Source organism: Colwellia sp. TT2012, assembly GCF_001440345.1.
In the GTDB taxonomy this organism is placed as follows: Bacteria; Pseudomonadota; Gammaproteobacteria; order Enterobacterales; family Alteromonadaceae; genus Colwellia.
Window position 1 is genome coordinate 399,983 of sequence record NZ_LJYX01000021.1, and the last position, 12,023, is coordinate 412,005.

Annotated in this window: 15 protein-coding genes; 8 read left to right on the forward strand and 7 right to left on the reverse strand. The window is 39.3% G+C overall.

Features of this window, described 5'->3' with window-relative positions:
• The first annotated feature begins 9 nt into the window (after positions 1–9).
• Positions 10–216 carry a cold-shock protein gene (locus tag ASU03_RS15710; protein ID WP_057182578.1) on the forward strand — a complete coding sequence of 69 codons (207 nt, stop codon included), beginning with the start codon at positions 10–12 and terminating at the stop codon, positions 214–216.
• 521 nt (positions 217–737) lie between these two features.
• On the opposite strand, the gene murA is transcribed toward ASU03_RS15710, so the two are convergent.
• From murA to mlaF, 7 genes are all read right to left on the reverse strand, one after another.
• Positions 738–2,000, reverse strand: a complete 1,263-nt coding sequence (murA, locus tag ASU03_RS15715; RefSeq protein WP_057832715.1) for a UDP-N-acetylglucosamine 1-carboxyvinyltransferase — start codon at positions 1,998–2,000, stop codon at positions 738–740.
• 109 nt (positions 2,001–2,109) lie between these two features.
• Entirely contained in the window at positions 2,110–2,373 is a 264-nt protein-coding gene (locus tag ASU03_RS15720) for a BolA family protein (protein WP_057832716.1), read from the reverse strand.
• 33 nt (positions 2,374–2,406) lie between these two features.
• Positions 2,407–2,709: an STAS domain-containing protein gene (locus ASU03_RS15725; protein WP_057832717.1), complete on the reverse strand. Its 303-nt coding sequence runs from the start codon at positions 2,707–2,709 to the stop codon at positions 2,407–2,409.
• Positions 2,710–2,712: 3 nt separating this feature from the next.
• Positions 2,713–3,480 (reverse strand): ABC transporter substrate-binding protein, encoded by a 768-nt coding sequence (locus ASU03_RS15730; RefSeq protein WP_231731608.1) that lies wholly within the window; start codon positions 3,478–3,480, stop codon positions 2,713–2,715.
• A 4-nt stretch (positions 3,481–3,484) separates the two neighbouring features.
• Positions 3,485–3,958, reverse strand: a complete 474-nt coding sequence (gene mlaD, locus ASU03_RS15735; RefSeq protein WP_057832719.1) for an outer membrane lipid asymmetry maintenance protein MlaD — start codon at positions 3,956–3,958, stop codon at positions 3,485–3,487.
• A 68-nt stretch (positions 3,959–4,026) separates the two neighbouring features.
• Positions 4,027–4,803, reverse strand: coding sequence for a lipid asymmetry maintenance ABC transporter permease subunit MlaE (gene mlaE / locus ASU03_RS15740; protein ID WP_082627307.1), 777 nt, complete (start codon positions 4,801–4,803; stop codon positions 4,027–4,029).
• Positions 4,804–4,843: 40 nt separating this feature from the next.
• Positions 4,844–5,659, reverse strand: a complete 816-nt coding sequence (gene mlaF, locus ASU03_RS15745; protein ID WP_057832721.1) for a phospholipid ABC transporter ATP-binding protein MlaF — start codon at positions 5,657–5,659, stop codon at positions 4,844–4,846.
• Between the two features lie 282 nt (positions 5,660–5,941).
• On the opposite strand from mlaF, the gene ASU03_RS15750 reads away from it, so the two are divergent.
• From ASU03_RS15750 to ASU03_RS15780, 7 genes are all read left to right on the forward strand, one after another.
• Positions 5,942–6,925 (forward strand): calcium/sodium antiporter, encoded by a 984-nt coding sequence (locus tag ASU03_RS15750; RefSeq protein WP_057832722.1) that lies wholly within the window; start codon positions 5,942–5,944, stop codon positions 6,923–6,925.
• Positions 6,926–6,947: 22 nt separating this feature from the next.
• Positions 6,948–7,913 carry a KpsF/GutQ family sugar-phosphate isomerase gene (locus ASU03_RS15755; protein ID WP_057832723.1) on the forward strand — a complete coding sequence of 322 codons (966 nt, stop codon included), beginning with the start codon at positions 6,948–6,950 and terminating at the stop codon, positions 7,911–7,913.
• Entirely contained in the window at positions 7,913–8,458 is a 546-nt protein-coding gene (gene kdsC / locus ASU03_RS15760) for a 3-deoxy-manno-octulosonate-8-phosphatase KdsC (RefSeq protein WP_057832724.1), read from the forward strand. The genes ASU03_RS15755 and kdsC overlap by 1 nt, the downstream gene beginning before the upstream one ends.
• Positions 8,455–9,024 (forward strand): LPS export ABC transporter periplasmic protein LptC, encoded by a 570-nt coding sequence (gene lptC / locus ASU03_RS15765; protein ID WP_057832725.1) that lies wholly within the window; start codon positions 8,455–8,457, stop codon positions 9,022–9,024. The genes kdsC and lptC overlap by 4 nt, the downstream gene beginning before the upstream one ends.
• Positions 9,014–9,631, forward strand: a complete 618-nt coding sequence (gene lptA, locus ASU03_RS15770; protein WP_057832726.1) for a lipopolysaccharide transport periplasmic protein LptA — start codon at positions 9,014–9,016, stop codon at positions 9,629–9,631. Before lptC ends, lptA begins: the two co-directional genes overlap by 11 nt.
• Positions 9,621–10,376, forward strand: coding sequence for an LPS export ABC transporter ATP-binding protein (gene lptB / locus ASU03_RS15775; protein WP_231731609.1), 756 nt, complete (start codon positions 9,621–9,623; stop codon positions 10,374–10,376). Before lptA ends, lptB begins: the two co-directional genes overlap by 11 nt.
• Positions 10,377–10,494: 118 nt before the next feature.
• The gene (locus ASU03_RS15780) at positions 10,495–12,012 is read left to right on the forward strand and encodes an RNA polymerase factor sigma-54 (RefSeq protein WP_057832728.1); all 1,518 of its coding nucleotides are present in this window, start codon (positions 10,495–10,497) and stop codon (positions 12,010–12,012) included.
• Positions 12,013–12,023 lie beyond the last annotated feature (11 nt).

The window sequence follows — 12,023 nt, forward strand, 5'->3', positions numbered from 1 at the left end:
GATACAGATATGTCTACTACTACTGGTACAGTAAAATGGTTCAACGAAGCTAAAGGTTTTGGTTTTATCGAGCAAGAAAATGGTCCAGACGTTTTTGCTCACTTCAACGCTATCGTTGGTGACGGTTTCAAAACTCTTGCTGAAGGTCAAAAAGTTGAATTTACAGTAACTGAAGGTCAAAAAGGCCCTCAAGCTGAAAACATCGTTGCACTTTAATTTGTAATGTTTATATTAGTTACCATTAACTAATATAAAGATGTTAACAAAGGGACATACCTGCAAAGGATGTCCTTTTTTGTTGCCTGTAATATACTTACTTCTATGCAAGCTGCTTCTGCTACAACTTAATCTGCTCAAGCAGCATAAGACCCCTTTATTGTACGTTCAACCAGCATTTACTACGCTTCCCCACTTTAAATGAATATGGCAAGCAGACGCCAAAGATAGTTGCTCAATATTTATACCAATCCATCTAAGTTCTTGCCCACTTGTGGGGGTAAAATAGCCCACGACTATGTTGCTCTCAATCCCAATAGCCAGCTATTGGTCAATCGAGCGCCTTGTCCTGCAATATTTTCCCAAAGCACAACAAGATCACTAACTTAATGGATTTGGTATTACTGATAACTTTACTTTTATCCATTAATTAGACACAAAAAAGGCGAGTACTTAAAATAAGCACTCGCCTTATGTTTTTTATGAAGCGGAATGAGCCGCTTTTACATGCCTATGATGGCTTAGTCCGCTTTAATACGGGTAATATCTGCACCTAAACCTTGTAACTTACCTTCAATACAAAGATAGCCACGATCAATATGGTAGATACGATCAACCTGGGTTGGTGTTTTAGCCACTAAACCAGCAATGACTAAGCTTGCTGAGGCCCGTAAATCGGTCGCCATCACTTGTGCACCATTTAGGCTACTAACGCCCTTAACTATGGCGGTATTACCTTCTAAGGTGATATCAGCGCCCATACGCTGCAATTCTGGGACATGCATAAAACGATTTTCAAAAATAGTTTCAATAACTGTTGCCGTGCCTTCAGCCAAGACATTCATGGTCATAAACTGTGCTTGCATATCGGTCGGGAAGGCAGGATATGGAGCCGTTCTGATATTTACTGCTTTGGCAGGAGCCGTCATCTCTAGCTCAATCCAATCTTTTCCGGTTGTGATTTTAGCGCCCGCTTCTTGTAATTTACTTAATACTGCTTCCAAAGCACTGGGGTCAGTATTTAAACACCTAATATGTCCTTGAGTAACAGCAGCAGCCACTAAAAAGGTCCCTGTTTCTATGCGATCAGGCATAACTGTGTACTCTGACCCCCTCAGTTCACTGACACCTTCAATGGTTAAGGTCTCAGTACCAGCACCGGTAATTTTAGCGCCCATACTGGTCAAGCAACTAGCCAGATCAACAATTTCTGGCTCACGCGCCGCATTTTCAATAACGGTAATACCTTCGGCTAACGCCGCTGCCATCATTAAGTTTTCGGTACCAGTAACACTTACTGTATCCATAAAAATAGTGGCCCCCGTTAAACGACCTTCTTTTGTAGCCACAATATAACCGTCTTCAACGCTAATATCAGCACCCATCAGTTTTAACCCTTGAATATGCAGGTTTACTGGTCTTGCACCAATGGCACAACCACCGGGCAAAGAAACTTCAGCGTGGCCCATACGAGCCAGTAAGGGACCAAGCACTAATATAGAGGCACGCATTGTTTTAACTAAATCATAAGGTGCACGACAAGTATCAATAGTGCTGGCATCGATCATTAATTTATCGTCACCAAGCCACTCACTTTTTACACCTAACTGACCTAATAACTTAACCGTGGTTAAAATATCATTAAGCTGAGGTACATTACTAAACACGATTGGCGTTTTAGATAACAATGCCGACATTAAGATAGGAAGAGCAGCGTTTTTTGCCCCAGAGATCACGACATCGCCGCGAAGTGGATTACCACCAATAACTTTAAATGCGTCCAAAATAACTACTACTTACTTAAAATGATGAAAAAATATCGAGTCAGTATACACAAAAATGCCTAGCATTAAAAAGCTAGGCATTAAAAATACGATTTAGTAACAACTTAACTTAACTATTGAATAATTTATCACGTTGCCATTGCGCTTTATTAAAGGTTTTCACGGTTACAGCGTGTATTGTGCCATCTTTTATAATATCAGCTAAAGGCTTGAGCACCGCTTGTTGACGTTTAACACGGCTTAAGTCATCAAACATATCACTCACCGCATTAATACGACATTGTGAGCCATCAAATTTTACATGCACTTCATCAAGCTCTAGGGCCTCATTAATCAATTTACTTACTAATTCTTCAATTTCACCAACTTCCAAGGGAGTCTCCTTTGTTCGTTATTATTAGGGTTACTAATCACATGCTATAGGCAATAAACCGTTCACGCCACTTAAGCTAATTAGTTTAGTTAATTTCTCAGGAATATGACTAAAACTTAATGGGCAAGTGTAACGACAAGCCTGCTCTAAAAGATAAAACAACCAAGCAAGGCCAGCAGTATCAGCTTTACTTACTTGGCTTAAATCAACATTCACCGCACCATGGGCAAACCAATTCGCATATTCACTTTTTTTGATTTCTGCAACACTATGGCGAGTTAATTCACCAGAGATAGTAAGAGTACCATGATTTAGAACTATATTCGCTTTACTCACTATTTACCCTTGTTGTGCTTTTTTTACCGTGGTGCCACCTTTGGCTGCGCGACTCTTAAAGACAATGTCTTTAGTGCTTTTTATTTTTAATAATTCTGTCACATAAGGTAGGCCCTTTTTCCGAATCATACCACTTAACTCTACTTGCTTTGAGTCCAGTAAACTTATTCCTTCTGCCACCATATCAAAGGCTTGCCACTGCTTAGTTTTTTTATTAAGTCTTACTTTGAAAGCGACATTAATATTCGCTCTACCAGGCATGATGATGCGTGTATTCACCGCAACTATTCTTTTACCCGCAAAGGACTTTTCTGGCGAAAACTCTACCGCCTGATTATCATATAAAGTAAATACTTGTGCATAAGAGCTCACTAAATATTCACGAAAAACAGGGACAAATGCGCGACGTTCCGCATCAGTCGTTTTCTTTAAGTGTTTACCAATGACTTTGAAAGCGGCATATTGATGGTTGATATAAGGCATAAGTTCTTCTCGAACAATATCCTTAAGCAAGTTAGGGTTTGCTCTAATGGCTTGCTGCTCAGCTGCAAAACGCTTAAAGGTCTGTTCGGCAGCACCTCGTATCATTTTGTAAGGGTTACTCTGGTCAATCAGACGTAGTCTAGGCTCTGTCGACAACTTAGTCGCCTGAGATGGTAGCTTAGTTGCCGCTACGTCACTATTCGCCATCGCATTATGGCTTAGTATAAGACTAATGATTAGACTAAAAAAAACCTTACCCTTATTATTAAAAAGTTTACTTGAACTCACGTACTTACTCCTCACCACTGCCTTGGCTAAATAAAAACTGTCCTATTAATTCTTCTAACACCAAGGCAGGCCTTGTGTCTTCAATATAATCACCTGGTTGTAAAGTATCAACCGACTCATCTACAAAACCGGGTTGAAGACCTAAATATTGTTCGCCTAATAAACCGGCAGTTAAGATTGCCACAGAAGTAGCCTCAGATAACTGATTGTACTGAATTTTAATGTCAAGGGTAACTACTGGCGTATAGTCTTCGTCATCTAACGAAATATCGCTAACACGGCCAATAACAACACCGCCAATTTTAATGGGCGAACGCACTTTTAAGCCACCTATATTATCGAACTTAGCGAAGAGCTGATAACTTTCACCACCAGCACCAAAGCCCGAATTAGCGACCTTCACCGACAACATTAATAAGGCTGCCAGACCTAATGCAACAAATAAACCTACCAATAATTCTACTTTCTTAGACACCATGTCTTTCACCAACGCCTTGTAATAAAAAATTCAATAAAAACATCTAACGGAGTAATTCTTTTAGCTAACTACTTTACGAACATTAGCGCCGTTAAAATAAAATCTAGACATAAAATCAATAATGACGATTGTACCACAGTAGAGGTTGTTGCCCGACTGATGCCCTCTGACGTGGGCTCACAATCATAGCCTTTGTATACCGCTATCCACATCACTACAAAAGCAAAAACAATACTTTTTATAACGCTATTAAGGATATCTTTTTCAAAATCGACTTGTTCTTGCATCACTGACCAAAAAGTTCCGCTATCAACACCCAACCAATTAACACCAACAACATGAGCACCGAGTATGCCTACCATAGAGAAAATGGCCGTTAATAAAGGTAAGCTGATAAAACCAGCCCAAAAGCGTGGTGCAATAATTCGCCTTAACGGATCAATGGCCATCATCTCTAAACTTGATAATTGCTCAGTGGCTTTCATTAAACCTATTTCAGCTGTTAATGCTGAGCCGGCACGGCCAGCAAATAATAAAGCGGCAACCACAGGACCAAGCTCTCGTAATAACGACAAGGCCACCATAGGGCCTAAGCTAGCTTCTGCGCCATAGCCCACTAGAATAGTATAACCTTGTAAAGCTAATACCATACCAATAAAGGTGCCAGACACTATAATTATCAATAAAGACAAGACACCAACACTATAAAGTTGCTGGATAAGTAAGGGAGTTCCTTTACGCACATTAGGCACATGCACTAACGCAGAGATCAACAAGATTACCGCTCGACCTAAACCACTTATCATACTAAGGGTTTGTTTACCTAAATAATGTAACTGCTGCACTATTTTTCGCCTCGAATAAGCTTCATTTACTCACTATTCCTTAAGATACTTTAATAAGTTCATCACGATAAGCGGGTGCTTCATAATGAAAGGGTACTGCGCCATCAGCTTCACCTTGTATAAACTGCTGTACCAAAGGCGAGCTATCTTGACGTATCTGCTCAGGTGTACCATGGCCAATGACTTTCTTTTCAGCAACAATATAAATATAATCAGCAATACTCATGACTTCAGGTACGTCATGTGAAACAACCACTGAAGTTAATCCTAACGCGTCACTTAATGAACGTATTAACCGCACAATAACCCCCATAGAAATAGGATCTTGGCCAGCAAAAGGTTCATCATACAAGATAAGCTCTGGATCCAAAGCAATTGCGCGTGCTAATGCCACTCGACGAGCCATGCCGCCAGAAAGCTCGCTGGGCTGTAAGTGCCTTGCGCCACGTAAACCAACCGCTTCAAGTTTCATTAAGACGATTTTTTCAATGATATTTTCAGATAATTTGGTGTGTTCACGAATGGGAAAAGCGATATTGTCAAAAACACTCATGTCGGTAAATAAGGCGCCACTTTGAAAGAGCATGCTCATTTGTTTACGTGCTTCATATAAATCTGCACGAGATAACAAGGGAATATTTTTTCCAGCAAAGAGTATATTACCACTTTCTGGTTTTAATTGTCCGCCAATTAAACGCAACAAGGTTGTTTTACCTATGCCACTTGGACCCATGATTGCAGTAACTTTTCCCTTGGGAATTGACAGGCTGATATTGTCAAAAATAACCCGCTCACCTCGTTTAAAAGTAAGGTTTTCAATTTCTACTAAGTTTGCTTCAAATGCAGAGTTTATCATTGTTCAACGTCACTGTTTATTTATTGCCTAATTCTAAATGGACAAGGTCCGCCATAGAATTGATTTAATAGCCGATGATTTTACCTGAGCAATAACAATTGTTCATTAAGAATTAACCAATAACAGGGTAATAAATGTAAAAGAATTAGGTTAATTTGTAATAAAGTGATCGTTTTTGCTTAAAAGTAAGACAAAATAATATTATTTTCCTTTTGTCGCATTATTTACTTCTTTTTTGCGCTACAACCAGCGACAATTTACTCCCTAACCTTGGAGTCATTAATGCTAGAAAACATTTTTATATTACTCATTGCCCTTATGGCTTTAGTTTGGAGCGCCGACAAATTCGTTTTTGGTGCATCATCATTAGCGAGAAATTTAGGTATTTCACCAATGATAATTGGTTTAACCATCGTCGCTATGGGCTCTTCAGCACCTGAAATGATGGTAGCTACAACGGCGTCATTACAAGGTAATATCAACACAGCTATTGGTAACGCCATAGGCTCAAATATTACCAATATTGCTTTGGTTCTTGGTATTACCGCCTTGTTAAAACCTTTAACAGTTTCATCACAAACAATAAAACGTGAAATTCCACTTATTTTAGCCATCACAGCATTAGGATATTGGTTACTCATTGATAACCACTTTAGTTTTTATGAAGGCCTGATTTTAATAACTGGTTTTGCTATTTACATCATTGCCCTACTGGTAATTACCCTAAAGAAAACCCAAGGTAAACCCAGTGATGACCCGTTAATTATTGAAGCGGAACATGATGTTGCCCCGGCAGTAAGTATGAAATTAACTTTACTTTGGCTAGGCGTTGGTATCATTGTATTACCATTAAGTGCGAGCTTTTTGGTTGATTCTTCGGTTTTTATTGCTAAAGCTTACGGTATTAGTGACTTAGTTATTGGCTTAACCATTATTGCTATAGGTACTAGCCTACCTGAGCTCGCGGCGTGTATTATGAGTATTATCAAAAAGGAAGACGATTTAGCCTTAGGCAATATAATTGGCTCAAACATCTTTAATATTTTAGCGGTATTACCCATAGCGGCTCTTATTTCTCCAGGCGATATTGATAGCTTAGCTGCAAGTAGAGACGCCCCCTATATGTTAGGTGTTACTTTATTGCTATTTGTTTTATGTTTCAGTCGCCGCGTGGGTGCCTTTAGAATTACTCGTGCAAAAGGCGTATTATTACTGTTAAGCTTTATTGCTTATCAAGTGTTACTTTTTAGCCAATTATCATCATAAGAGCTGATATAAATTAATCATTATGAAAAATTTCAAACAGTTAGCAAAAAACGTAATTGAGATTGAGCAGCAAGCCATTGCTGAATTAGTGCAATATATTGATGATAGCTTTGAACTTGCCTGCCAACTCATGTTCCATTGTAAAGGTCGAGTGATCGTTATTGGTATGGGCAAGTCAGGTCATATTGGCGGTAAAATAGCCGCGACCCTCGCCAGTACGGGTACACCCTCATTTTTTGTCCACCCTGGCGAAGCCAGCCATGGCGATTTAGGTATGATCACCAGCAATGATGTAGTATTGAGCATCTCCTATTCAGGCGAAACCAGTGAAGTGCTCGCCATCATCCCCGTTATTAAACGCATTGGTGCTAAATTAATTTCAATGACAGGTAATACTGATTCGACCTTAGCTAAATTAGCCGATACCCATATTTGTATTAAGGTCTCCGCTGAAGCTTGTCCACTTGGCTTAGCACCAACATCAAGCACTACAGCAACCTTAGTCATGGGAGATGCATTGGCTGTTGCCTTATTGAATGCCCGTGGTTTTACCGCTGATGATTTCGCTTTATCTCACCCTGGAGGCAGTTTAGGTAAGCGCTTATTATTGCGCCTAAATGATATTATGCACCAAGGCGAACGAGTACCAGTGGTTGCTGAACATGCTCTTATCAAAGATGCCTTGGTGGAAATGTCATTAAAGGGTTTAGGCATGACTGCGATAGTGAATGATGAGCAAAAATTAGTTGGTTTATTTACTGATGGTGATCTTCGTCGAGTATTAGATAATAGAATAGATATACACAGTGATAGTATCAGCACGGTCATGACGCTCAACCCGCAGGTTGCGCAAAGTGACATGCTCGCGGCTCAGGCCTTAAAAATAATGGAAGATAAAAAAATTAACGGCCTAATTATTGTCGATAACAACAATATCCCCGTTGGTGCCATGAATATGCATGATCTATTACGTGCTGGAGTACTTTAATGAATACCTTATACGGAGAGGTTCAAAGCAACATTCTCGCTAAAGCTGAAAAAATAAAATTACTCGTTTGTGATGTTGACGGCGTATTTTCTGACGGTAGAATATATCTGGGTAACGATGGTGAAGAGCTAAAAGCATTTCACACAAAAGATGGCTTTGGCATAAAAGCCTTAGGTGCTAGTGGTGTTGCTGTTGCTATTATTACTGGCAGAAACTCTATTATCGTGGCCAATCGTATGAAAGCTTTGCAAGTAGCGCATATTATTCAAGGTCAAGAAGATAAATTACCGGCATTAATTGAGTTAGCTCAGCAATTAAATATTGACCTTACAGAGGTAGCCTACATAGGTGATGATATCCCTGATTTATCTTGTATTAAAACTGTTGGTTTAGGAATTAGTGTATTCGATGCTCATCCGCTAGTATTACGGGGCGCTGATTACACTACTTTTACTCGCGGCGGTTTTGGTGCTGTGCGGGAAATATGTGACTTAATTATGCAAAGTCAAGGCAACTTGGACAACGCTACAGGCGCAAGTGTATGAGCCGATTAAATAGCCTAGCGCTATTTGTTTTACTGCTTAGCGCACTAATCTATGGCATTATTGAATGGCGCACTGCATCAATAGAGCAAGATACTTTAATCGTTGATGAACAGCGCCCTGACTTTATCGCCGAGAAACTACAAAGTAAAATTTATAGTAAATCGGGACAATTGTCTCACACCATTGAAGCTGAGCGAATGGAACATTATGCAGATTTGGAGGTGAGTTACTTTGAAGCACCACATTATACTTTATATCCACAAAAACAAGGTAAACCGTGGAAAATCAGTGCCAAAGAAGCAACACTGTACAAAGATAATCGTGTTGAATTGAAAAGGCAGGTGCATATTCAAGCAACTGAAATTGATAGCTTAATAAAAGAGATTCACTGTAAAGAAATCGTATTAGATTTAAAAACCAATATTATTAGTTCAGAGCAAGCCGTTATTGTGGTCGGCAGGGATTTCACCATGTACGGCTCAGGATTAATTATCGATTTGAACACTAAAAAAATGACCCTAACCCAGCATGAACGCACAATTTATAAGAAACATGATGACAGCTAATTTATACCAAGGTACTTTGAAAGTACTAGCCCTAACTTGCAGCCTATTCTTATTGACTAATGCCCACGCGGCTAAAAAAGATTTAGAGCAAGAAATTACCATTAAATCACAACGACAATCTGCCGACCTTAAAAACAAAATTGCCAGTTATTTAGATAATGTCAGTATTAGACAAGGCTCTATTTCCATTACCGCAGATATAGTTAAGGTATTTAGTCGTATTGATAAAAAAAGCGGTGAAAAAAATGATACCTATTTAGCCAAAGGAAATCCTGCTACCTTTGAGCAACGACTCGAAGACGGTAGCTTAATTAGCTTACAAGCCGATGAAATAACCTATACCCCTAACGCCCATATGATCAAAATTTCAGGTAATGCGCTGGTCAAGCAAGCGGGTAGTGAGGTCAGTGGGGATATAATCACTTATAATACCTTAAGCGAAAAACTAGAAGCTCAGGGCTCTGATAACCAATCTGTTACCACCATACTGCAACCAACAATCTTAAAAAAGCAAAAAGAAACTCACGAAATGTCTAAAGCGGAACAACCCGCTAATAAAGTAATTGAGCAAGAAGCAGATATAAAAGGTAATGGCAGTGGCAACTAATATCGATAGTAAGACTTCTGTCAACACCTTAATTGCCGAGGGTTTATCTAAGTCCTATAAAAATAGACAAGTAGTTAAAAATGTCAGCTTACAAGTTAATGCTGGGCAAATAGTTGGCTTATTAGGACCCAATGGCGCTGGAAAAACCACCTCATTTTATATGATTGTTGGCTTAGTCCCCAATGACGGTGGCACTATCAAACTCAATGGCCAAGACTTAACACTTATTCCTATGCATGAAAGAGCCCGCATGGGCATAGGTTATTTACCGCAAGAAGCATCCATTTTTAGAAAACTCACCGTTAGTGATAATATCATGGCTATCTTACAAACACGTAAAGAGCTTAATGAAACACAACGCGCGGAAAAACTTGAACACCTGTTAGAAGAGTTTCATATTTGTCATATCAAAGATAATACCGGTATGAGTTTGTCAGGTGGTGAACGACGACGCGTTGAAATTGCCCGAGCATTAGCGGCTGAACCACAATTTATTTTATTAGATGAACCCTTTGCTGGTGTTGACCCTATTTCGGTTGGCGACATTAAAAAAATAATATTACAATTAAAGGAACGAGGCATAGGCATATTAATCACCGACCATAATGTCAGAGAAACGTTAGACGTTTGTGAGCATGCCTATATCGTTAGTCACGGTGAAATAATTGCCCAAGGCAATGCCAAGCAAATTCTTGCTAATCAAAAAGTGAGAGATGTATACCTTGGCGAACAATTCACGCTATAGTAAAGCTATACTAAAGCGAAAATGACTGGCTTTAAGCAGAACACTTTAAGAGTAAAGTAGTAATAGATTACCAAGCTATAGCTGCTAAGAATAATAAATAGGAAATCATATAACCTAGATGCGACCTACACTACAGCTCCGTATTGGACAACAATTAACCATGACTCCGCAATTGCAACAAGCAATCAAGCTGTTGCAATTGTCAACGTTAGAATTACAACAAGAAATTCAAGAAATACTAGAGAGTAATCCATTACTTGAGCTTGATGAAAAAGTTCAAAATGAAAATACTAGCGATGAAAACAATCTTGAAGAAGCATTTTCAACCAGTGTCTCTGAAACTAACACTGAGCTGCCAACAAGTGACGGTAGTGAAGAGCAACCAGCAAGTATTGACGAAATCAGTACCTCTGAAGCCATGGAAAAAAAGGAAATACCCGAAGAGCTAAATATCGATACAACCTGGGAAGAAAGTTACAGTGCTGGCGTTTCAAATACTGGCGCAGTCAGTAGCCCTGCCGATGATTATACCTATCAAGGGGAAACCAAGGACTCCATTCAAGATCATCTATTGTGGCAAATGGAATTAACGCCTTTCACTGATACCGATAAAACCATCGCTATTGCCATTATTGAAGCGGTTGATGATGCCGGTTATTTAACCGTATCACCAGAAGAAATTCTAGAAAGTGTCGGTACAGAAGGGCTAGAGCTAGATGAAGTTGAAGCTGTCTTAAAACGTATTAATATGTTTGACCCTATTGGCGTCGCTGCTCGCTCAATTGCTGATTGTTTACTTATTCAGTTGAATCAATTTAGTGCTGATACCCCTTATCTGAAAGAAAGTAAACTCATTATCAATGAACATATTGATTTACTCGGTAACCGAGATTACCGTCAGTTAATGCGTAAAACCAAATTAAAAGAAGATCAACTGCGTGAAGTTATGCGTTTAATTCAAAGCTTAAATCCTCGTCCAGGTGATGCGGTAATAAAAGGTGATAATCAATACGTTATTCCTGATGTTACCGTTGAAAAGAAAAATGGTCGCTGGGTGGTTGAGTTAAATTCGGACACGGCACCAAAACTCTCTATTAATAAGCAATATGCTGCCATGTCTAAAACAATGAAATCATCAACTAATGATGGTCAATTTATTAGATCTAACTTACAAGAAGCCAAATGGTTTATTAAGAGCTTAGAATCTCGTAATGACACTTTACTCAAGGTTTCCAATTGCATAGTTCAGCGTCAGCAAGGTTTTTTAGAGCATGGTGCTGAAGCCATGCGTCCTATGGTGTTAAACGATATTGCTGAAGCTGTTGATATGCACGAATCCACCATATCTCGAGTGACCACGCAAAAATACATGCACACACCGAGAGGGATTTTCGAGTTAAAATACTTTTTCTCCAGCCATGTTAGTACCGAAAATGGTGGTGAATGTTCATCAACAGCAATTCGCTCCTTAATTAAAAAACTTATCTTAGCGGAAACACCTGCGAAACCGTTAAGTGATAGCAAAATGGCTGATATATTGGCCGAGCAGGGAATAAAAGTAGCGCGACGAACCATTGCTAAATACCGAGAATCATTAGCAATACCACCGTCAAACCAACGTAAGAGTTTACTTTAAAACACGACTAT